The following is a 23,541-nucleotide window of genomic DNA, read 5'->3' on the forward strand; positions in this document are numbered from 1 at the left end:
TGCGGAAAGAGAGATATGCAAAGGGACGGGAACGCCTGTTCCCGCCTGAGGTAAAGCGTTTTTGATGAGATGAGCTCGATTTGGAAAGACCTGCGCGACCTTTTTTGGCCGCCGCTGTGTCCCGTCTGCGGAGAGAGGATGCCCGACGGGGCGCGGACGGTATGTACCGCCTGCCGCATGGATGCACCGTTGACCGGATTCTGGACGCAGGTGGACAATCCCGTGGTACGGAAGTTCTGGGGACTCGTTCCGGTAGTGAATGCGTCGGCCTTTCTCTTTTTCGTGCGCGGCAACGGTTACCGAGACCTCATTCACGGTTTTAAATATTACGGACGCTGGCGGCAGGCCCTTGAAATGGGAGCGTGGTACGGCGGCGAACTTGCTGCCGGAGGGCTCTATGCCGGAGTGGATGTCGTCGTTCCCGTCCCCCTGCACCTGCGCAAGCGCCTCCGCCGCGGTTACAATCAGGCTGAATACATCGCCCGCGGCATTGCGGAGAGTCTCGGCGTGCCGGTGGATGTCCACAGCGTGCGCCGCCACCGGCACAATCCGAGCCAGGCGCTCAAAGAGCATCGGCAGCGGTGGGAGAATGTACGGGGTATCTTTTCCGTGCGCCGGCCCGGGCGTCTGTGCGGCAAACATATCCTCCTCGTGGACGACGTGCTGACTACGGGAGCGACGGTAACCTCTTGTGCCGAAGCTATCCTGGCCGCCGTACCAGACGTTCGCATCAGTATCGCCGTCCTTGCCGTCTCCCGCCACAACCTCGAAGTGGCTTGACGGATAAAAGATGGTTTGCTGCTATCCGCAATGACAGCGGAAGGATGATGGTACGGCGAAACATGGCCGGCAGGGACCGTTGATAACGAGGGTGTAATTTAAGTCCATAATAGGGACGGGAGGCATCCAGTCGCTTTTCTTTGCGTTGGTTTTACAGGTGATGATTCACCGGCAGACAACAGGAGTTTGACTATTATAAATGGGTATTGTGGCTTAATTTTAGTGGCAGGGAGAAAAAAACGGGAAAATCGAAAAAAAGTTCTCTGAAAATTTGGAGGCAAGGAAAAAGTGCGTACATTTGCACCCGCAAACGAGATAAGACGCCGGTGCGGCGAAAAATCTTAAGGTTCTCAAAAATAAATTTGGAAGTTAAGAAAATACCTCTTATCTTTGTGCTCCGATTCGCCTGATGAAGTTTTTTGAAAGGCGATTTTTTTAGCGCCCTCGCTGAAGGGTGTGCAACGGAACGGTTCTTTGATTTATTGGTTTGATTGAGAGAAAAAGAATGCAGAAAAGCAAAGTTCAATTCCTTTAAAAGGATTCAGTAGTCAGGACTCTAAACAATTTATAATTCATTACAATGGAGAGTTTGATCCTGGCTCAGGATGAACGCTAGCGGCAGGCCTAACACATGCAAGTCGAGGGGCAGCACGTTAAAGAGTTTACTCTTTATGGTGGCGACCGGCGGACGGGTGCGTAACGCGTATGCAACCTGCCTGACACAGGGGGATAATCCGAAGAAATTTGGTCTAATACCCCATAATACCGATATAGGCATCTATGTTGGTTGAAAGCTTTGGTGGTGTCAGATGGGCATGCGTTGTATTAGCTAGTTGGTGAGGTAACGGCTCACCAAGGCGACGATACATAGGGGGACTGAGAGGTTAACCCCCCACACTGGTACTGAGACACGGACCAGACTCCTACGGGAGGCAGCAGTGAGGAATATTGGTCAATGGGCGGAAGCCTGAACCAGCCATGCCGCGTGCAGGAAGACGGCTCTATGAGTTGTAAACTGCTTTTGTACTAGGGTAATTTGCGGTACGTGTACCGTATTGAAAGTATAGTACGAATAAGGATCGGCTAACTCCGTGCCAGCAGCCGCGGTAATACGGAGGATCCAAGCGTTATCCGGATTTATTGGGTTTAAAGGGTGCGTAGGCGGCAGATTAAGTTAGAGGTGAAATTCCGAGGCTCAACCTTGGCACTGCCTCTGATACTGGTTTGCTAGCGAGTAGATGCTGTAGGCGGAATGTGTGGTGTAGCGGTGAAATGCATAGAGATCACACAGAACACCGATTGCGAAGGCAGCTTACAAATCTATATCGGACGCTGAGGCACGAAAGCGTGGGGAGCAAACAGGATTAGATACCCTGGTAGTCCACGCAGTAAACGATGATAACTCGTTGTCGGCGATATACAGTCGGTGACCAAGCGAAAGCGATAAGTTATCCACCTGGGGAGTACGTTCGCAAGAATGAAACTCAAAGGAATTGACGGGGGCCCGCACAAGCGGAGGAACATGTGGTTTAATTCGATGATACGCGAGGAACCTTACCCGGGCTTGAAAGTTAGTGACGGATGCCGAAAGGTGTCTTCCCTTCGGGGCACGAAACTAGGTGCTGCATGGTTGTCGTCAGCTCGTGCCGTGAGGTGTCGGGTTAAGTCCCATAACGAGCGCAACCCCTATCGTTAGTTACCAGCACGTGAAGGTGGGGACTCTAACGAGACTGCCGGTGTAAGCCGAGAGGAGGGTGGGGATGACGTCAAATCAGCACGGCCCTTACGTCCGGGGCGACACACGTGTTACAATGGTCGGTACAGAGGGCAGCTACCTGGTGACAGGATGCGAATCTCGAAAGCCGGTCTCAGTTCGGATTGGAGGCTGAAACTCGCCTCCATGAAGTTGGATTCGCTAGTAATCGCGCATCAGCCATGGCGCGGTGAATACGTTCCCGGGCCTTGTACACACCGCCCGTCAAGCCATGGGAGTCGGGGGTGCCTGAAGTACGTTACCGCGAGGAGCGTCCTAGGGCAAAACTGATGACTGGGGCTAAGTCGTAACAAGGTAGCCGTACCGGAAGGTGCGGCTGGAACACCTCCTTTCTGGAGAGTGCTTCTACTGAAGAACTTTGCACTGCTCTTTTTCTCTCGACATACCAATTATTTTTATAGAAAGGTTGATCCGTTTGCCGGACGGCCGCAGGAAGCCATAACAAATATGGTTCCTTACAGACCCGTAGCTCAGTTGGTTAGAGCACTACACTGATAATGTAGGGGTCAGCGGTTCAAATCCGCTCGGGTCTACTTGGAAGTTCTTAAAAAGAAAGTTCACAGGATTACCGGATAGGTTTCGGGGATTTGAAGAACGAAATTTGCCGGGGAATTAGCTCAGTTGGCTAGAGCACCTGCTTTGCAAGCAGGGGGTCAAGGGTTCGACTCCCTTATTCTCCACACTCCGGCGCCTTTTTAAAAGGCAAAGGAACAGAGTTCATTGACATGATTAAGGGATGAGAAAGAGGGTATGTACCGAGCAAAAGGCGGTGCATACTGGAAGAAAGTAATTAAGGGCGAATGGGGGATGCCTAGGCTCTTGGAGGCGAAGAAGGACGTGGTAAGCTGCGAAAAGCTGCGGGGATTTGCAAACGAGACTTGATCCGCAGATATCCGAATGGGACAACCCGGCTGGCAGGAGGCCAGTCACACCGTAAGGTGGGCTAACCCTCTGAACTGAAACATCTAAGTAGGAGGAGGAGAAGAAAGAAACATCGATTTCCTGAGTAGCGGCGAGCGAAAGGGAAGAAGCCTAAACCGACGTTGTTACGGCAATGTCGGGGTTGTAGGACTGCGGGATTCGATACTGAGAGAACCGGAACGGTTTTGGAAAAGCCGGCCGAAGAGCATGAAAGCTGCGTACGGGTAATCGAGGTAAAGAAGGCAGTATCCTGAGTAGGGCGGGACACGAGGAATCCTGTCTGAATCTGCCGGGACCACCCGGTAAGGCTAAATACTACCAAGAGACCGATAGTGAACCAGTACTGTGAAGGAAAGGTGAAAAGTACCCCGAACAGGGGAGTGAAATAGAACCTGAAACCGTTCGCCTACAATCGGTCGGAGCCACTTCGTGTGGTGACGTCGTGCCTTTTGCATAATGAGCCTACGAGTTACTGATCACTAGCGAGGTTAAGTGGCAGGAGTCACGGAGCCGAAGCGAAAGCGAGTCTGAATAGGGCGTATAGTTAGTGGTCGTAGACGCGAAACCTTGCGATCTACCCTTGGCCAAGATGAAGTTCGGGTAACACCGAATGGAGGTCTGCACCGATAAGCGTTGAAAAGCTTCCGGATGAGCTGAGGGTAGGGGTGAAAGGCTAATCAAGCTGGGAAATAGCTCGTACTCCCCGAAATGCTTTTAGGAGCAGCGTTTTAATAGTCTACTGGAGGTAGAGCTACTGATTGGATGCGGGGGCTTCACCGCCTACCAAATCCTGACAAACTCCGAATGCCAGTAGAATGATTTAGAGCAGTGAGCGGCTGGGTGCTAATGTCCGGCCACGAGAGAGGAACAACTCAGACCAGCAGCTAAGGCCCCGAAGAGTATACTAAGTTGAACTAACGATGTGCGACTGCAGCGACAGCTAGGATGTTAGCTTGGAAGCAGCTATTCATTTAAAGAGTGCGTAACAGCTCACTAGTCGAGCGGTTGTGCGTGGATAATAAACGGGCATCAAGTATACCGCCGAAGCTCTGGGATCTACGGATCGGTAGGGGAGCATTCCATTCGCGTCGAAGTTGTAGCGTGAGCTATGGTGGAGCGTATGGAAAAGCAAATGTAGGCATAAGTAACGATAAGGCGGGCGAGAAACCCGCCCACCGCAAGACCAAGGTTTCCTGATCAACGTTAATCGGATCAGGGTTAGTCGGGACCTAAGGATAAGCCGAAAGGTGATTTCGATGGACAATCGGTTAATATTCCGATACTGATATGGACTGCGACGGAGAGACGAAGGGGCGTAAGCCACGCCAACTGACGGAATAGTTGGTTAAAGGATGTAGGTAAATCGGGAGGTTAAGAGCTTTCTGATGCTGAAATCCGACAGTACCGCAAGCCTACGGGTGAGCGGATAGTTGGCCCAAGCGGACTTCCGAGAAAAACTTCTAAGCTTCAGGTTCATATCACCCGTACCGTAAACCGACACAGGTGGTCGAGGAGAGTATCCTAAGGTGCTCGAGTGATTCACGGTTAAGGAACTAGGCAAATTAACCCCGTAACTTCGGAATAAGGGGTCCCATCGCAAGATGGGCGCAGCGAAGAGGTCCAGGCGACTGTTTAGCAAAAACACAGGGCTCTGCAAATTCGAAAGAAGACGTATAGGGCCTGACACCTGCCCGGTGCTGGAAGGTTAAGAGGGGATGTCATCGCAAGAGAAGCATTGAATCGAAGCCCCAGTAAACGGCGGCCGTAACTATAACGGTCCTAAGGTAGCGAAATTCCTTGTCGGGTAAGTTCCGACCTGCACGAATGGTGTAACGATCTGGACACTGTCTCAACCGTGAGCTCGGTGAAATTGTAGTCCCGGTGAAGATGCCGGGTACCCGCAACGGGACGAAAAGACCCCGTGAACCTTTACTGCAGCTTAACGCTGAATTTGGGTATACGATGTGTAGGATAGGCAGGAGACAATGAAGCGGGTACGCCAGTATTCGTGGAGTCAACGTTGAAATACTGCCCTTTGTGTATTTGAGTTCTAACCCTGCGAAGGGGACACCGTTTGGTGGGTAGTTTGACTGGGGTGGTCGCCTCCAAAAGCGTAACGGAGGCTTCCCAAGGTACCCTCAGCACGAATGGTAACCGTGCGTAGAGTGCAATGGCACAAGGGTGCTTGACTGTGAGACCAACAAGTCGACCAGGTGCGAAAGCAGGGCATAGTGATCCGGTGGTTCTGTGTGGACTGGCCATCGCTCAAAGGATAAAAGGTACTCCGGGGATAACAGGCTGATCGCCGCCAAGAGCTCATATCGACGCGGCGGTTTGGCACCTCGATGTCGGCTCGTCACATCCTGGGGCTGGAGAAGGTCCCAAGGGTTCGGCTGTTCGCCGATTAAAGTGGCACGCGAGCTGGGTTCAGAACGTCGTGAGACAGTTCGGTCTCTATCTGTTGTGGGCGCAGGAAATTTGAGGGGTCCTGACTTTAGTACGAGAGGACCGAGTTGGACGAACCTCTGGTGTACCGGTTATGCCGCCAGGTGTACCGCCGGGTAACCACGTTCGGACAGGATAAGCGCTGAAAGCATCTAAGCGCGAAGCCTACCCCAAGATAAGATTTCCCTAGAGGGTCGTAGGAGACTACTACGTTGATAGGCCGCAGGTGTAAAGGCAGCAATGTCAAAGCCGAGCGGTACTAATTACCCGAACGACTTTCTGCACAAGACTTTTTCTCATCCTTTAAGTCAATGGATTCCAAAGACGATGTACCGTAGTTTGTCGCAGGTTCGGTTCGGAACGACAGTAGGATGAAGGTACATACGAGATTTAGGTGGTAATAGCAGTGGGGTCCCACCTCTTCCCATTCCGAACAGAGAAGTTAAGCCCATTCACGCCGATGGTACTGCATTTAGTTGTGGGAGAGTAGGTAGCCGCCTCTTCAAGCGCCGATTCACAATCGGCGCTTTTTTTGTGTTTTGCCCTTTGGTAGCGGATAGCGGTTTCAACGGCGCTTTTTTGTGTCTATTCTTTCTCTGCCGTAGGACTTTTCTTTTCTCGGTCGGCCATTCGGAATGCCCCCCTGACAGGAGCGCACTTTTCTTTAGGGAATTGGTGTTGGTTCGGAGGTTTGATTGCCGATGCAGCTCTCGAAGGTTCGATTCCGAACCGAGAAGATAAGTCTATACGCTTCGCATCGGAGACGTGGCGCGGGAGGCGTAGTTCCGGCAGCGACAGTGTCCGGAGTGTGAATTGAAGAATTTTGGGCTGCGTTCCACGCACTGTTTCGTCCGTGCGGCCGGGGTGCAGGTTGTCGTTGGGAATGTGTGAAAAGAGGTGGAAACAATCGGCGTTCCCTTGTGGAATGCGCTTTGAAGTATCTGTTAAGCCATCCGTTTCTCCGTATGAAGAGTGATTGGCTTTTTTCACGAAAAAAATCGAGTAAAAAATAGGATGGATGGCAATATATAATTATATTTGCAAGTAGTAAAACGGAATGAAAAGATTGCGGCGTTTTAAATAGTTAAAAAAATAACGCACAATATTTCGAGATAGAGATAAAGAAATATTTTTATTTTTGCGAATTCTGTTTTATATTTGCATCAGAGGTATTATACGTTTTTTAGCGGGAATACCGTTTGTATGATGGAGCAAACGGTGCGGCAGGATTGTCGGAAAGGCGGCCGCGACTGTATGCTCGGAAGTCCGGATAGACGGTAGGCGAGTTACCGACCGGAGGTGCCGGAGAGTGGAAAAACGGAAAGACAGGAGAATCAGGATAAAGTGATAAGAGCTTAAAGCAGCCCGGCTTACAGGGCAAACAGTAGTAATTGGTTTATATAATAGAAGATTGGTTAAAAGTTGTGGAAGAACGGCTTATCCGGGAGGATGCGGCCGTTCTTTTTTTGTGTGGAGGCCGGCAGTCTTTCGGGACGGTGACGACGAAGCACTCCCCGCCAGCGTTGCGCTGACAGGAGCTACCGGTGTCGGAGAAGTGGATATATAGTCAAAACGACGGGTCTGTGTGTATTTTTCTTCAACAAATATTGTTGCATATGTTATTTTATTATGCTATATTTGTTCTTAACAAGACTGCCATTAATTTCTAACGCATATTTATTCTATGAAAAAAATTTTGACTGTATTGGCCCTTGCGGCCGCCGTGCTGGGCGTGTCGTGCGATAGGCCGGAGGAGCCTCAGGTGAAACCGACGCTGACCGTTTCTCCCTCGGAACTTGCATTCGCAGCTTCCGGCAATTCCAGCAAAACCGTTACCGTAACCGCCGAAAATGTCGGGTGGGAGATTACCATGTCCGACGAATCCAAGGCGTGGATTACCGTGACGGAAAATTCCGACGGCAAGACGCTGACGGTCTCCGTTTCGGACAATGAGGCCGAGACGGCCCGCAACGGTTCGTTTACCCTCACGCCCGACAATGTTAAGGTAGACCCGAAGCGTGTCACTGTTTCGCAGGAAGGTGCCGAAGTGGGTGACCTCTCCTTCTCGCTTGACCCCACTGCTCTTACGTTCGACGGGGAGGGTGCTCCTGCGCAGGAGGTCGTCGTTGCCGTGAGCGATGCGAAGCTGACATGGACGGCGGCTCCGGAAGAGGCCGCCAAGGATTGGATTACGGTGACTGCCTCCGGTGACAAGATTTCCGTTTCGGTGGCCGACAATCCCGATACGACGGAACGGTCGGGGAACGTGATAGTTACTCCCGATACGAAGAGCGTGAACCCGAAAGCGGTTCGGGTGACGCAGAAGGGCAAGGTGCTTCCTCCGTCGCTCAGTACCAGCGTGGAGTCCGGCAAACTTGAATTCGACTACTCCGTTGTCGTAGGTACGACGGTCTATGTGACCGCCGTGGATGTGAACTGGGATGCCAAGGTTTCCGATACCCCCGATGTCGTGGGGAATCCGGTGGAGTGGCTGAAGGTCTCCAGCATCACCAAAGAGAATGTCGATACCCCCTATTTCAGTGTCCGTCCCGAAACGAATACCACGACCGAGGCGCGTAGCGCGTACGTAGTGGTTACGTCCGACAATCCGGAGGTACCCAATGTAACCATCGAGGTGGTACAGGCCGGAGGCAAGGAGTTCCTGACCAACCTGACGGCTCCCGTGGAGATAACCGATATGGGGACGGGCGTGGTGAACGACGTCTTTTTCTCTCCGAACCAGAAATGGCAGGACAGGCCGGTGGCCACGTGGTCTCTTACGCTGTTGGCACCGGGCGTCGAGCGTAGCAAGGATTGGCAGGGATTTTGGCACTACAACGGTATTGGCACGAGGTTGTTTATTGAGATTTATTCGGAGAGAATCGTGTACAACGACGATGGGGAGTACTATCTGCCCGAAGGCGATTACACGGTGGCGGCCGATGAGATGGATGAGAATGACCGGCCTGTTCTCGTGCCGTTTACCGTAAAGCCCGGCGAGGAGACCAACGGCAACATGTCGATAGTGGCCGGCAGTTGGTATTTGGAGGTTCTCGGCGAGGAGGATGTGTACGGCGGCATGGCTCCCATATCGTCCGGGACCCTGCACGTGGCCCGCAGCGGTGAGGAGTACACCCTGACGATGGACTTCAAGGACGACGCCGGCTTCTCCATTACGGGAACTTGCGTGACCAAACTCGATAACATGAGCGTGAATTTCTGGGAGCGTCCCGACCCGAGCGAACCGGAAGAACCGGAAGACCCGGACGAGGGCGGAGAACTGCCGCCTTTCGGCCCGCCTACCGAGTGACGGCCCGTATGGGATAGACAGCTCTATTTATATCGGCAGCACCCCCGCACCATATCTGTGCGGGGGTGCTTTTTTCCGGAAAGCCGGTCGGTGTGCCCTCTTTTCCGACGGGATGTTCCTGTCTGCGTTTATGGAAATTTTGTGGAGAGATGGGGAATTTTTATCGGTATTTCTGACATCGGATATATATTATTGGTTGCTGTTTTAAAAAATACTATATTTGTCAATGTTGTAATAAGCGTAACCGAGAACCTTTAACTATTGTAGCAAATGAAAAAAATTTATTCTCTGTGGATGATGCTCCTTCCGCTTGCCGTTGCAGCGGTCTCCTGCGGAAAGGAGCCTGTGGATACGGCTGCATCGCTTTCGGTGCAGCCCACGTTGTTGGAGTTCGCCGCAACGGGCAATGGCAGCCAAAGCGTCGCCGTCACGGCAACGAATACCGAGTGGACGCACGAAGTGTCGGGGGCGGCGCAGGAGTGGCTCTCCGCCTCGCTGGGCGAGGACGGGAAATCGCTGCTCATCTCCGTGACCGATAACCCGACGGCCGAGAAACGTTCCGGTACGGTATCCGTCAAGGCGGTGGACCATATCGAAATCAAACCCATCGGCATCACCGTGCAGCAGGAGGCCGGTGAAGGAGTGCAGCCGGGCGGTTCCATCACGGTCAGTCCCGAATCCCTCACCTTTGCGGGAGAGGGTGCGGAGGCGCAGCGTGTCGCCGTTACGGTCAGCAATCCGGAACTGACATGGACGGCAGCTCCGGAAGATGCCGCCAAGGAGTGGATTACGGTGACTGCCGACGGCGACGGAATTTCCGTATCGGTGAGCGATAATCCGGAAACCGACCAGCGTTCGGGGAACATCATCATTACCCCCGGTCTGGACGATGTAAGACCGCGGGCCGTGCGTGTGGTGCAGGAGGGGAAGATACTGCCTCCCTCGCTCGATGCCGACCCGAAGGAGGTCCCTGTTTTTGCGTATGACGGCAGTGTCGAACGGATTATCACGGTAACGGCCGTGAACTGCGATTGGGCCGTTCGCGTGGATTATACCGAAGGCGATGCGGGCGGTTGGGTAAAGGCGCAGACGATAAAGACAGAGGCTCATTCGGCCCTCAGCATATCGGTCGGCAGGAACGAGACGCTCGAAGCGCGTTCGGCTTCGGTGACCGTCTATGCCCTGGGAGTGGAGAATATTCCGGATATCGTCATTCCTGTCAGCCAGGAGGCGGGCAAGGAGTTCTTCTCTACGCTGACCGGCCCGGTGGCGATATCCGATATGGAATCGCTGGGGGCGCTTCAGTACCATATCTCTCCGAGTCAGACGTGGGATACCACGAATCCCGGTACCTATTGGATAATGGACATGTGGAGCAGCGGCGTTTCTCAGGAGAGCGATCTGTTTGGCAACAAATCGTTCCTCGGCAGCGGTACGCGCATCTATCTGAAGCTCTTTTCGGAGAATATTCCTTTCAATGACGACCAGGAGTTTACCCTGCCTGCCGGCGAGTATCGTGTGAAACAGTATGATGTCATCATCAATAAGGCGGACATAGTGCCCTATACCGTCGAAGCCGGAAGGAAAACGAAAAATTTGACCTATCCGACCGGCAGTTGGTACATGAAAGTGGATGACGGCGGATTTGCGGAGGCCGGCCCGCTGACGGGAGGCAGCATGACCGTGGCGGTGGACGGTCCCGATACCTATACATTCACGTTCGATTTTGTGGACGACCGAGGCAATGCGATAACCGGTACAGCCAAAGGTACCGTAACCAAGGCGAGCTGTAACTTCTTCCCGGAAGAGCCGGGAGAGGACGTGGAGCCCGACCCTGACCCCGACCCTGACCCCGACCCCGGTTTCGGGCAGTAACGGTTGCCGGACCATCCGCCGGACGGCCGGAAACGGACAGCCTTGCGACATGCAGTCGCAGGGCTGTCTCCGTTTTTCCGGAGGCGCTTTTTCGCCCTGCGGTATCCGGGAGAAAAAAATATCGCCTGCAAGTTGCGATAAACATTCGGAATGTGTATATTTACCAAACGGTATGCACCGACAACACACAACCTTTAACTAAATTCTATTATGAGAAAATTCTTATTTTTTGCAGCATTCGCTGCCATGTTCCTCGTTGCATGTAAAGGAACGGAAACACCGCAGGAACAGCCTTCCTTAAAAGTAAATCCTTTGGCTCTGGAATTTGCCGCGAGCGGCAATGCGAGTCAAACTCTCACCGTGGAAGCCGTCGCCGTGGAGTGGACGCACGAGGTGTCCGGCGCTGCGAAGGAGTGGCTGACCGTTTCCAAGACCGATGCGGAAACGCTTACCGTGACCGTGAGCGACAACGAGACTGCCGAAAAGAGGAGCGGTACCGTCACCGTTTCGGCTACAGACCATCCGGAAATGAAGCCGATAGGCGTCACGGTTTCGCAGGAGGCCGGCGAGGTGACGGAGTATTCGATTTCGGTGAATCCCGTATCGCTCGAATTCGAGGCCGACAGCACCGAACCGCAGGAGGTTACGGTGACTGCCGTGGGTGAGGGGCTGACGTGGACGGCCGCCGCCGAGCAGGGGGCCTCGTGGCTTCATGTCGAGGCATCGGGCGATAAAATCTCCGTGACGGTGGATGCCTACGAGGATACGGAACTCCAGCGTGCCGCGAACATTATCGTCACTCCCGACCGGGAGGGTGTTGCGGCCAAGAGCGTAAGGGTGACCCAGCAGCCTGCCGAAGAGGTGCCTTCGCTGACGGTCTCTCCTACCGATGCCATGGAGTTCGCCTACAACGAGACCGCCAGCAGGGTGCTGCGGGTGACAGCGGTGGCATGTACCTGGGTTGCCGAGGCGAAAGATGCTGAGGGCAATCCGGCCGAATGGATAGAACTGAGCGTCTCCAGGCTGCCCGAGGAGCTTTCGGGTAACGTCGTTGTGAGGGTACAGCCCAACTCCAGTCTGGAGGCGCGTTCGGGCGAGGTGGTCATCCGTACCAATACGGAGGGCATCGAGCCCATTACGATAGCCGTAACCCAGGGCCCCGGCAAAGAGTTCCTCTCCAGCCTGACCGACCACGTGACGCTGGAGGATATGAATCCGGCCGGCGGTTTCTACTATTATCTCTCGCCGGCTCAGAAATGGGACACCTCCACTCAGGCATCCAGTTGGCAATGCGAGCTGTGGGGTGCCGGGCTCACGCGTACGTTGGACGGCGGCACGTACGTCTATTCCGGAACGGGCGACGTACTCAAACTCGCTTTTTATACCTCCCGCATCAATTACAACGACGACGAACTCTTTTATATTCCGGACGGCGTGTATGATGTGCAGTGGTACGACTACTTTCCCAGCAAGGAGCAGTGGGTGCCTTTCACCGTCGTACAGGGAAGAGAGACGAATAACCTGACCATCCGTATCTCGCATTCGTGGTACGTACATATCGAAGACGGGGAGATTACCGAGTCGGCCCCGATTTGGGAGGGTACCATGAATGTTGCCCTCGGCGCGGACGACACCTATACGATAGAGATGAACTTCAAGGACGATGCGGGATGGGATATCACCGGAACTGTCGTGTCCAAGGTCACCGAATCGAAGATCAATTTCTGGGAGAATCCGGCTCCGGAACCTGAAGAACCCGAGGAACCGGAAGACCCGGAAGACCCGGACCCCGGTTTCGGACAGTAATTTTACCCTGCGGCCCGGCCGGCGGTTGTTGCGTCCGGGGCGTGAGACAGCAGCGGTGCGTATCGTCGGGCATCCCCTTGCGGGATGCCTGTTTTTATGTCGGAACGGAGCGGCCTCCGGGCGTATGCCCGGTTCATGTCCGGTCGTTCGCCGTTCGGTGCCGGACATGCTTTCGGGTATTGCCGGATTCGTTCGCGGCCGTTTCGGACGCGCCGCCGGGATGGCTGTCGGCTGTGCCGGGTATCGTGACTGCCGGAAATCCGGCCGGCGGCCTCTTTTCGGCGGCGGCCGGTGGATTGGGGGCGGAACGCTTTTTTCAGACGCTTTCCGGCCGATGTGTGAAATCTACGCAGTCCGTGCTCTTTTCGGCCCGTCGGACGCCTGGTTCTGTAAGAAAATGGGGCTGCCGATTGCAAGAGTTTGTAAAATAATATATTTTTGTATCGAAGATATACGTTATATAGTGACGTATTTTAAACCCTTAATTGCAAACCTTATGAAAAAAATCGTTTCATTGGTTGCCGCGGCGTGCGCATTGGCGTTCGTGGCGTGCGACAAACCGACAGAGAGCGAACCGACACTGACGGTCGGTTCGACATCCCTGACGTTCGAAGCGGTCGGCAGTCCCGCACAGAACGTTGGGGTGACCTCCAATGTCGAGTGGAAATGTACCGTGGCGGAATCGGCGGCGGCATGGCTTACGGCCGTGAAGACGGATTCGGGCGACGGCATCACCGTCTCCGTGACAGACAACGGCCCCGAGCAGCGTGTGGGCAAGATAACCGTCGAGGCCGTTTCGGCGAAGGTCAAGGCGAAGGAGATAACCGTGACGCAGAAGGCCGGCGAGGCCGTGGCAGTGGAGTTCACCCTGACGCCCGACAAACTGGAATTCGTGGGTGAGAGCGCTCCCGCACAGGAGGTGACCGTCGTTCTGGACGGCGAAGGAATGACCTGGAAGGCAGCACCCGAGGCGGACGGTACCTGGGCTCATGTGGAGGCCGGCGACGGCAAGTTTACCGTGACGGTGGACGACAACCCCTCCACTTCGCCGCGTGCTACCCGCATCGTGGTGACGCCGAGCGACGAATCGGTGGCCGCCAAGAGTGTGACCGTAACCCAGAACGGCAAGGAAATCAAGCCTTCGCTGAGCGTTACGATGGACCCGCTGGAGTGTTCGTTCCGCTATAACGATATCAGCGTGTACCGGTGCAACGTAGAGGCCGTACTGACCGACTGGACGGCCGGAACGTCGGACGGAGCCGGCAATCTGGTGCCGTGGATTAACCTCACCGTAGTCAATAACGACGACGAGGCTTATATCGGCATCGGGGTAGATGCGAACGACGAACCGGGTGCCCCGGAGCGTACGGGGTATGTGGTCATCACGCCGACGGCCGAGGAACTCGAACCGATTACCATCACGGTGAAACAGGGCGGTCCGACCCTCTCGACGCTGACCGGGCCGGTCGAGATTACGGATATGACGAATGTGATTTGCAACGTGGATTTCTTCCCGAATACTCCCGAGGCAGACGGCGGAGATACCCGTCTTTCCGCGACGTGGGATATGTATATCTGGGGGACGGGACTCGAATACGACACTTCGGGATGGCCCTATGTGTACCGGGGAAGCGGCAACAGACTCAAGCTCTCCGTTTACTCGACGAAGATACCGCACAACGACGATAACGAATATTATCTGCCCGACGGCGAATATACGGTTGTAAGGAACAGCGACAACCAGCCGAATACCATTACGTACGGTCAGGACAATCTCGGTGTCGTAGACCCGATTTTCCCGATGGGAAGCTGGTATTTCGATACGCAGAACGATGCGGCGGTCGCACAGGCTCCGCTGGCAGGCGGCAAGATGACGGTACAGCGGAACGGTGAGGTGTACACGCTGACTTTCGACTTCACGGATGATGCCGGAAACGCCATCACGGGTACCTGCACCGCAACGTTCAATATGACCGTTACCTATAATCCGCCCGAACCTCCTCTGGGAGGCGGCGGTGAGGATGACGGCGGTGTGGTATAGCGCCGCTCCGCTCTTTGCCCGCCGCGGTGCGCGTCGTGCGTACCCGGCCGGAAAGGAACGCCGGATTTTCAGGGGAGAGGCTCTGCGAGCTTTTCCCCTGATTTTTCTGCGGCCGCCGGTCCTGTCCGATTGCGGCGGTTTGTCCCGGAAGGGGCGGGCCGCGGTGCGTTGCGGTTCCCGGCAGACACCCGTTCCGGCGGCCTTGCCGGTGGAATCCGTACCGGTTACCGTATCGGCTGGAACGATATTTTGTGGGATTCGTCGTATCGGATGATAGCGTATAGCCAAAAAATTATATATTTGCAGGCAGTAACGGTCGTCTGCATCCGTACGGAAGCGGCGCAGGAAGCTATTCTGCGGCCTGCGTCATACTAAACCGGCTTTCGGCCGCGTTAGTATTGTGAAGGCCGCCGTACCGTTTAAGGTCTTGCCGGACTGTGTTTTAAAGAAAAAAAGCGGGAGGAACGGCGGGAACGGGGATTCGCAGCCGCCGGAAATTAATGCGGTGCAGCGAATGATTTGCACCGACAAAATTGGGATTTTAAAAAAATGTAAATATATTTGTAATGTGAAGGAGGAGCCGGACAGCGTCGGGGTTCTCCGTGTTGCGGAACAAGTGAATTGAATTAACCCTTTTATAAACGGAAATACATGAAGTGTTTTTCCTAAAACAACTAAATATTCAAAGACAGATGAAAAAACTATTGATTCAACCGTGTGTTTTGATGGTCGCTTCCCTGGGTCTGCTGCTTACCGCGTGTGGCGGTGACGAGAAAGCAGGAGGCGTAACAGTTATCGGCGAACCGACCGTGTCTATCGAATTCGTAGGTACTCCGGGCGTTTCCGACGTAACCGTTAAGTTCGTGCCTACCGAAGAGACTGCCAAGTTCAACTACGCTATCGGCTCGGAGCAGGACCGCGAGAACTTCGAGAACGGTGACATCGTAGGTATGCAGACCGAAACGAGCAACCAGGAGATTACTCACACCTGGAAAGACCTGGAGGCCGGCGAATATTATGTCGTATATGCGATGGCTTATGACGAAGACGGCGCAGCCGGTCCCGTGAGCGCTCACGGTTTCAAGACGGCTTCTTCCGATTTCGTTGTGGAAACCTACTATATAGGCGATAACAGCGCAGCGTTCCGTATCACCAATACGAACGACTACTACACCTACAAGTATGCGCTCGGTACAGCAGCCGACAAGGAGGCTTTCCTGAACGACGAACTGGCAAGCATCAAGACGCAGTCGGAGGTATTCGACTGGGCCGAGAACTATTTCGACCTTGAGCCCGCTACCGAGTATGTATTCTACTGCGTCGGTCAGGACCGCAGCGGCCGCGATACCCAGCTCTTCGAAATTCCGTTCACCACCTATGCAGAGGGCAGCGACGAGATACCGAACTTCGTATGTACGGAGGGTGCCAAGGACTTCTACATGCAGAACTATACCGTAACTCCCAACGCGCTCTGCAAGCAGCTCGTTCTTTATCAGCAGACCGAAGGCGCTGCGGACGGAACGATGTTCGGCGTGAACAACTGGAAGGGTCTGACGCTCGACATGTTCGATGCTTGGAAGGACATCAACATCGGTGCCGTAGTGGCCGGGACGTATATCACGTCCGCTACCAATGAGGTGCTGGAGGCAGCAGCCACTACTACCGACCTCGAACTCGAGAATCCGCTGGATGTTTATGTAATAGCTTACGACGAAATGTACAAGCCGTTCCTCGTGAAGAAGTACGCCAACTCCACGCCGGCATTCAACGCGAATGCAGCGCTGCCCGATGCAAGCGACTTCACCATCACGGTGACCGACGTGACGATGGAAGGCTTTAACATCGCTATCAACTACACTTCGGATAACACGAGGGCTTACTTCTACGATATCATCAGCGGCGACTATTGGGACAACCAGATAGAGCATGATATGGCTGCCCTGAAGAACGAGATGATTACGAACTATCTGAGCCTCGGATGGTGCTATAATAGGAAATCGATTGAGAACAACTATGTAATCGACCCGTCGATTCCCGATTTCGTAGCGGGTGCCAAGTTCTACATCGGTGTGCTGGCCATGAACGAGAACGGCCCGATAGAGGGCGGTTGGGCAGAGGAAGTTGCTCTGAGCGAACCGTTCTATCTCCCGGAATAATCCGAACAGGTATTGCATGAATCACGGGGCCGCTGTCAGCGGCCCCGTTTTTTCGTATGCTATGGTTGCCGCCGTGCCCGACACTTTATCCTTCCTTGCATACTATTCGGAGCGGTCACACCGTTTTATTTATACAAACCGCATTCGGATAAATATATAATATTGGTGGGTGTGTTATAAATATCTATTCATGTAAAAACCGTGCAATACTTCGCTAAAAATATTCTTATTCGGGCATAAGTGTTTTTAAATATTATTTTTTCTTATTACATTTGCGCCGTTCCTCTCCGTGAAGAGGCATCAGGTTAGAGCAGCAATTCCATTACACTAATATCAGACTATGAAAAACATCTTATCGAAAACAGTTTTGGCGCTTGGCATTACGGCCATGGTCATGGCAGGATGTACGGAGAACGGAACTTCCGAAAAACAGTACGTATATCTGAGCGATGCAGCATGTACTTTCCAGAGCGCTGGCAACGAACCTTTTACTATTACGGTAGAAACCTCTCCGGCGGAGTGGACGGTTACGCCCGGTGCCTCGTGGGTAACCGCCGAGAAATCGGGAAATGACCTCGTGCTTACCGTAGCGGACAATGCGGACGGTATGGAGAGAACTACTACGATATCCATAACGGCAGGGCAGGCGGAGCAGACCATTACGGTGATTCAGCTCAGCGACGATAGCCTCCCCATGCGGTTCCGTAAATTGGCGGAATTTCATTCGGCGGTAATCTCCCCGAACGGCAAGTGGGTCGGCGGTTACTATTCCTACGCCGAAGAGGGTGATGCGGCATTGCATCGCTTCATATTCATTGACCTCGAAACCGACGAAAGAATAGAACTCGGCCCGTATCCGGAGTCGCTCATGTTTCCTACCTCGGTTGAATGTATAACCGATACGGGCATTTTGTATGCTGTGGATGCGAATGGCGGCATGAAGGCATTCGACGTGAATGAACAGAATTATTATGAGGTAGAGGTTCCCGGAGTAGATGCCGCTACGCTCGGTCTCGGCAACGTGTCGGCAGACGGCACTTTCTGGGTAGGCTGGGCGATGGTGAACAGCCATTACAGGCCCTACGTTTGTGAGAACGGAACAGCGACCATGCTTCCCCTGCCCGAGAAGGATTTCAGGGACGTTCCCTACGACGGCGATGATTTCGACCTCATGGCCCGCGGTTTTTCCGAAGACCACTCCATCATTTACGGTACCACGTGGGATAACAAAGATTTCGGTATGATTTATTGGGATGCCGACCGGAACGTACATTTCGTGGGTGAGGATGTCCGCAAAGTGACCACCATCCAGCGCCCCGACGGTTACGGAGGAACTTACGACTATAATATCGTGGACGGTATGATTAGCTGGGCAGGCCAGTATCAGATAAGCCCCAACGGCAGGTGGATTGCAGGTACGTTCCGTACCGAAACCGCTGTGGATGACGGCAACAGTATTGAACAGACTTTTTCTCCTGCATTCTATGATGTAGAGAACAACAAGACCTACATCATGAGCGAGTATGGCGACGGTTCGGGTATGGTAGTAACGGACGACGGCATCGGTTTCATCGGTACGCCGAGTCTGTACACGTCGAGCTGCCAGGTAGTGAAGATAGAGACCGGCGAGAGCCTCGGTACGCTCCAGCAGTATATTCTCGACCTGTACGGTATTTATATGCCTTCGGGATACCTCGTATACCTGACGCCTGACAAGGAGATTTGGTGGGGCGCTACGTTCGAGACGGAGGGTATCGTAGCTTCTGCGCCGAACTGGTACCTCGCTCCGTCGTTGGCGAAATAGCGGCAGACATACGATTGCAGCAAACCTTATATTGACGGGACGGCCGGAAGATGACAATCTTCCGGCCGTCCCTTTTGGCAGTGTCGGGCGGGGAGTGTGTCCGACGGCCGTTTTCCCGACAGAGCCTGCCGGGAGGGGCTTTCCTCTCTTTCGGCGCCGGGTATGTTCCTGTGCTGCCCTCCGGGCACAGAGGGTATGGGCGGGCGGCCGTATTCATTGTGCCGGGATTCGTGCCAAGAAATGGAGTACCGCCTCCCTTTTACTCGAATTGCAGGAGGCGGCCGGCGGTGACTGTCTGAAGTTTGTTCGCTGCGTCGGACTGCATGATTATGTGCTTCGGAGGGGGATAGCCTCTGTTCTGCGTATATATTTTGTTATTTTCGGGTAGATATGCGGTCCAGTGTAAATACGTTACTATTTTAACATAATGTATTTATGTATAATTTATTCCGTATCTTTGTATAAGTAAGGTTGGCGGTCTCCGTACTCCGACCTTACCGAACTTTACATTAACCGATAACCTATCCAGCTATGAAAAGAATTTTATCCAAAGGCCTTGCCGTCGTACTGGCCCTGGCGGCATGCACAGGCTGCAAATCTACGGGGGGAGAGACGTTCCATTATGTGAATCTCAGCCAGGTATTGTGTACTTTTCTCGGCGAAGAGAATCAGCCGCTCGAAATCACCGTCAAGGCTTCGCCTGCGGATTATGAGGTCGCTCCCGGTGCTTCGTGGCTGAAAGCGGAAAAGAGCGAAGACGGGAAAACGCTTACCCTGACCGTCGAAGACAACGAAACCGGTGCCGAACGGAGTACGACCGTTACCGTCGAGGCCGGACAGGCCGTGCAGCAGATTACGGTAAACCAGTTGGCGAAGGATAATGAGTTTGCCCGTTACCGTCGGCTGGAAACCTTCCAGTCCGGGGCTGCCATCTCTCCGAACGGCAAATATGTGGGCGGATTCGTGCCCTCCATCGCCCCGGACGATTCGTGGCAGTATTCCCCGACCATCATCGACATGGAGACGGGAGATGTTTACGAATTCGGCCCCTATCCGGAGGCGGTTTACTACATGACCGACAACATGTGCATTTCCGACCAGGGCGTGCTGTTCATCCATGACGGCAGCAACGGCGGAATGATTATCGTCGATACAGAAGGTAATGTCACCAAGCTCGATGCATACGAAGGCTACCGCGGCGCCCCCATCATATCGAGTGTTTCGGCAGACGGCAGGTATTGGGTAGGCTATGCGGTAAAAGGCAGGGTAGGCGAAGACAACGCTCCTTCCAAAGCCCTGCTGTGGATAGACGGCGTGCCGCACGAACTGCCGTGGCCGGAGCTCAACTACCGCGATGAAGCCACCTGGTACGGCGGCATGGCCCGCGGCATCTCCGCCAACGGCGAAATCATCTACGGGACCTCTTGGGAAAACTGGGACTTCGGCATGCTCTATTGGGTCAATAACGGAGAGAACACTGCGGCACCGAAATGGGTAGGCCACGATGTGCGGGAGGTGGTTCCCGTCACCATGAAGATGGGCGACGGCACCGAATACGAAACGCATCTCGTCAAAGGTTGTAAATGTACTGCCGAAAATACGAAAGTGAGTCCCAACGGCAAATGGATAGCCACCAAATACTGTGAGGATTCGGTATCCGACGACGGTATCTCCATGTACACCTCCGAAACCCCCGCTTTCTACAATACCGAGACCGAAACGACCGTCATCGTGAACGATTACGGAAGCGGTTCCGGTACGCACGTGACCGACGACGGCATCGCCTTCATCGGACTCGGTTCGTTGGGCGTCACCGCATGTATGGTCTACGACCTGAATACGGGCACCGACCTCGGCAGCATGGCGGACTGGGTTTACGATACGTACGGCATCATCATTCCTGACAGCGGTTTTATCAGTTATGTGACACCCGACGGGAAGTCCGTTATCGGTTCTTTCCCCATGGCATCGGCCGGAGGCGTCACGTATGTCAGCTGGTATATCGCGCCGCCCATCGGTAAATAGGCGAACAGACGGAAACAACGGTCCGGCATCCGCAGACGGGTGCCGGATTTTTTTGGGGGGGGGACAGACGTCGTTCAGGGCTGCGTGAGGAACGCTTTCGCCGCAGGGCCTTCGCAGAAGAGCAGGTCGATGACGGAGAGGTTCGGAACGAAGGGGAAGCGGTCGGCGAAGACCTGTTCGTATACGCCGCCTGCCGTGGTGCGCCCGTTGGCCCGGAGCGGTTCGAAGGCGGGGCGCAGGTCGCGGTCGTCCGTGTCGGCCTCGATGTAGGAGTCGCTGAAGCGGAGCGCCGGCGGAGTGCCGAGTATTCCGGTGACGGTCTCCAGCAGGGCGATGTTCCAGTCGGCCAGGAAAGTGAACTCCCGGTTGTAAAAGGGTTCGAAACGGTCGCGGTAATGGTCGAAGTAGGGGGAATTCCTGTAGGCGGAGAGAATGGACATCCAGTGCTGGTGCTGCCAGCGTTTGGAGTAGTCGATGCGCATGTCGCACACGGGCCGCTTGCGGATGCTGCCTCCCTTGACGACGTGGACGGTGAGCGACGCGGGGCCCCCGGCCGTCAGGATGTCGCAGCGGTTGCGGTAACTCTGTTTCACGTAGTGCTCGTAGAGGTCTATCACGCACGTTCCGTCGTAGAGGCAGCGGAAGTATTCCGTGCTGCCGAGGTATGTCAGCGGCAATATCGTCTTCATTCCTGCATGGGCTTGTCGGTTGCATGTGTTTCGTCCGGGACGGGCCGTATCGTCCCTTCGAGAAGGGAGCCGGGCGGCGGTCTCGGCTGCGGCCCGCGTCTGCGCTCCTATTCCGGTTCCGTCCAGCGGCCGTCCGACCGGAGCAGCGCGATGAGCGCGTCGAGCGCATCCTCCTGCGGAATGTTGCGCCGGACGGGCTCCTTGCCGCGGTAGAGGGTTATCCGGCCCGGTGCGGCTCCCACGTAACCGTAATCCGCGTCGGCCATCTCGCCGGGACCGTTCACGATGCAGCCCATGACGGCGATTTTCAGCCCCTTCAGATGCGAAAGGCGCTCTTTGACGACGGCGAGCGTATCCTGCAGGGCATAGAGCGTCCGGCCGCACCCGGGGCACGAGATAAATTCCGTTTTGCTCATCCGGGCCCGCGAAGCCTGGAGAATGTCGAGGGCTATGCTGTCGGTGTCGGCCTGCGGCGTTCCTGCCGCGCTTTCTATCCAGATGCCGTCGGCCAGTCCGTCGATGAACATAACGCCGAAGTCCGCTGCGGCCTGCATGGCGAGTTCCGTCCGGTCGCAGGACGGATAGGTACGCTTGAGGATGACCGGACGGCGGTCGCCGGCGGCGTCCATGCGGACTATCGCCTCGCGCCACTCCTCGACGGGATGCGGTCCCACGGCCTCGATGACGGCAATGCGTCCGTCGTGCAGGGCGTCGGCTTCGTCGGCCAGCAGTTCCGACCGGAGCAGGGGGGGATTGTCCCCGCCTATCCGGCCGACGGATGCGGTAAGGCGGCGCGAATAGGCGAACGGTTCCCGCAGGGCCTCCTGTCCCCTGCGGAACGTGCCTTCGGAAGCCGTTGCGGCCGCGAAGTGGGCCGTAATGGCCTGTGCGGCGGGAATCTCGTTTTCAGGCGGTTCGGTCAGCGAAACGCGTATCGTGTCGCCCACGCCGTCGGCCAGCAGCGCCCCGATGCCGACGGCCGATTTGATGCGTCCTTCCAGTCCGCTGCCCGCTTCCGTCACCCCGAGGTGGAGGGGATAGTCCATCCCTTCGAGGTGCATTGCGGCCACGAGCATCCGGTAGGCGTGTACCATGACGCGGGTGTTGCTCGACTTCATGGAGATGACCCCCCGGTCGAACCCCTCCCGCCGGCATATGCGCAGGTACTCCATGGCCGACTCCACCATGCCTTCCGGCGTATCGCCGTAGAGTCCTACCATCTTGGGCGAGAGCGAACCGTGGTTCACGCCGATGCGCAGGGCGGCACCGCTTCGGCGGCACTTCTCCAACAGCGCCTCGAAGCTGCCGCCGCGGTCGTTGTAGTTGCCGGGATTTATCCGCACTTTGTCCGCGAACGCTGCTACGGCGTCGGCCACCTGGGGAACGAAGTGCACGTCGGCCACCAGTGCGGTATCGGGCCACCGGCGGCGTACCTCGGCTGCAATGATACGCATGCTCTCCGCTTCCCGGAGCCCCTGCGTGGTGAGCCGCACGATACGGCCTCCGGCCTGCCGGATACGTCCGGTCTGCGCGATGCAGGCTTCGGTATCGTTCGTATTGCGGTCGGTCATCGACTGTACGGCCACCGGATGGCCGGCGCCGATGGCGACGCTGCCTATCTTTACCTCCCGGCTCCGGCGCCTGTTTCCTGCTGTCGCTTCCGCCCAGGCCCGCCTAAGCCTCTCTTTCTTTTCGTCGTCCATTTTTCTCGATAGTATCGGGGCCTGCGGCCCGCACCTGCAAAAATAGTGTAAAAGCCGCAGATGTGCTCTCTTTTTCGCGACATAACGGGCGGACAGGAGACTGGGACGGCGCTCTCATGCCCCGGTGCCGGCGGTCGCAGGAGGGCGGATTGGCCGGTGCGTTCCGCCGCTGCCGGCCTCCCGGCGGAACGGGGGTGCGTTTTGCCGGAAAT

General features: G+C 55.1%; 10 protein-coding genes, 2 tRNA genes and 3 rRNA genes. 13 read left to right on the forward strand and 2 right to left on the reverse strand.

What is annotated here, in order from left to right; all coding sequences use genetic code 11:
• Positions 1 to 69 precede the first annotated feature (69 nt).
• From BQ5361_RS09965 to BQ5361_RS10035, 13 genes are all read left to right on the forward strand, one after another.
• The gene (locus BQ5361_RS09965; protein WP_035474265.1) at positions 70 to 780 is read left to right on the forward strand and encodes a ComF family protein; all 711 of its coding nucleotides are present in this window, start codon (positions 70 to 72) and stop codon (positions 778 to 780) included.
• A gap of 577 nt (positions 781 to 1,357) precedes the next feature.
• A 16S ribosomal RNA gene (locus tag BQ5361_RS09970) occupies positions 1,358 to 2,886 on the forward strand.
• A gap of 127 nt (positions 2,887 to 3,013) precedes the next feature.
• Positions 3,014 to 3,087: transfer RNA gene (locus BQ5361_RS09975), tRNA-Ile, on the forward strand.
• A gap of 73 nt (positions 3,088 to 3,160) precedes the next feature.
• A tRNA-Ala gene (locus tag BQ5361_RS09980) sits at positions 3,161 to 3,234 on the forward strand.
• A 100-nt stretch (positions 3,235 to 3,334) separates the two neighbouring features.
• A 23S ribosomal RNA gene (locus BQ5361_RS09985) occupies positions 3,335 to 6,204 on the forward strand.
• Between the two features lie 106 nt (positions 6,205 to 6,310).
• Positions 6,311 to 6,423 (forward strand): 5S ribosomal RNA (rrf, locus tag BQ5361_RS09990).
• Together the 16S, 23S and 5S rRNA genes with 2 tRNA genes alongside form the textbook arrangement of a ribosomal RNA operon.
• A gap of 1,181 nt (positions 6,424 to 7,604) precedes the next feature.
• A complete protein-coding gene (locus BQ5361_RS09995) occupies positions 7,605 to 9,230 on the forward strand; it encodes a BACON domain-containing protein (protein ID WP_035473566.1) in 1,626 nt (541 codons plus the stop codon).
• A 270-nt stretch (positions 9,231 to 9,500) separates the two neighbouring features.
• Positions 9,501 to 11,105: a BACON domain-containing protein gene (locus BQ5361_RS10000; protein ID WP_071425032.1), complete on the forward strand. Its 1,605-nt coding sequence runs from the start codon at positions 9,501 to 9,503 to the stop codon at positions 11,103 to 11,105.
• 246 nt (positions 11,106 to 11,351) lie between these two features.
• On the forward strand, positions 11,352 to 12,911 hold the full coding sequence (locus BQ5361_RS10005; RefSeq protein ID WP_257587969.1) for a BACON domain-containing protein: 1,560 nt from the start codon (positions 11,352 to 11,354) through the stop codon (positions 12,909 to 12,911).
• 496 nt (positions 12,912 to 13,407) lie between these two features.
• A complete protein-coding gene (locus BQ5361_RS10010) occupies positions 13,408 to 14,952 on the forward strand; it encodes a BACON domain-containing protein (protein ID WP_022064508.1) in 1,545 nt (514 codons plus the stop codon).
• Positions 14,953 to 15,644: 692 nt separating this feature from the next.
• Positions 15,645 to 17,108: a hypothetical protein gene (locus BQ5361_RS10025; RefSeq protein WP_143047558.1), complete on the forward strand. Its 1,464-nt coding sequence runs from the start codon at positions 15,645 to 15,647 to the stop codon at positions 17,106 to 17,108.
• A gap of 340 nt (positions 17,109 to 17,448) precedes the next feature.
• A complete protein-coding gene (locus BQ5361_RS10030; RefSeq protein WP_081976844.1) occupies positions 17,449 to 18,912 on the forward strand; it encodes a BACON domain-containing protein in 1,464 nt (487 codons plus the stop codon).
• Positions 18,913 to 19,443: 531 nt separating this feature from the next.
• Complete coding sequence (locus BQ5361_RS10035) at positions 19,444 to 20,937, forward strand: BACON domain-containing protein (RefSeq protein WP_035473578.1); 1,494 nt, start codon at positions 19,444 to 19,446, stop codon at positions 20,935 to 20,937.
• 74 nt (positions 20,938 to 21,011) lie between these two features.
• On the opposite strand, the gene BQ5361_RS10040 is transcribed toward BQ5361_RS10035, so the two are convergent.
• The gene (locus BQ5361_RS10040; protein WP_052131069.1) at positions 21,012 to 21,626 is read right to left on the reverse strand and encodes a WbqC family protein; all 615 of its coding nucleotides are present in this window, start codon (positions 21,624 to 21,626) and stop codon (positions 21,012 to 21,014) included.
• 107 nt (positions 21,627 to 21,733) lie between these two features.
• Entirely contained in the window at positions 21,734 to 23,329 is a 1,596-nt protein-coding gene (gene ispG / locus BQ5361_RS10045; protein ID WP_071425038.1) for a (E)-4-hydroxy-3-methylbut-2-enyl-diphosphate synthase, read from the reverse strand.
• Positions 23,330 to 23,541: the final 212 nt, after the last annotated feature.

Source organism: Tidjanibacter massiliensis (genome assembly GCF_900104605.1).
Classification (GTDB): Bacteria; Bacteroidota; Bacteroidia; order Bacteroidales; family Rikenellaceae; genus Tidjanibacter; species Tidjanibacter inops.

Bases quoted from the DNA above. Each gene is read 5' to 3' on its own strand.
- ispG (WP_071425038.1), bottom strand. From the start codon at position 23,329: ATGGACGACGAAAAGAAAGAGAGGCTTAGGCGGGCCTGGGCGGAAGCG.
- BQ5361_RS10040 (WP_052131069.1), bottom strand. From the start codon at position 21,626: ATGAAGACGATATTGCCGCTGACATACCTCGGCAGCACGGAATACTTC.
- BQ5361_RS10035 (WP_035473578.1), top strand. From the start codon at position 19,444: ATGAAAAGAATTTTATCCAAAGGCCTTGCCGTCGTACTGGCCCTGGCG.
- BQ5361_RS09965 (WP_035474265.1), top strand. From the start codon at position 70: ATGAGCTCGATTTGGAAAGACCTGCGCGACCTTTTTTGGCCGCCGCTG.
- BQ5361_RS10025 (WP_143047558.1), top strand. From the start codon at position 15,645: ATGAAAAAACTATTGATTCAACCGTGTGTTTTGATGGTCGCTTCCCTG.
- BQ5361_RS10005 (WP_257587969.1), top strand. From the start codon at position 11,352: ATGTTCCTCGTTGCATGTAAAGGAACGGAAACACCGCAGGAACAGCCT.
- BQ5361_RS10010 (WP_022064508.1), top strand. From the start codon at position 13,408: ATGAAAAAAATCGTTTCATTGGTTGCCGCGGCGTGCGCATTGGCGTTC.
- BQ5361_RS09995 (WP_035473566.1), top strand. From the start codon at position 7,605: ATGAAAAAAATTTTGACTGTATTGGCCCTTGCGGCCGCCGTGCTGGGC.
- BQ5361_RS10000 (WP_071425032.1), top strand. From the start codon at position 9,501: ATGAAAAAAATTTATTCTCTGTGGATGATGCTCCTTCCGCTTGCCGTT.
- BQ5361_RS10030 (WP_081976844.1), top strand. From the start codon at position 17,449: ATGAAAAACATCTTATCGAAAACAGTTTTGGCGCTTGGCATTACGGCC.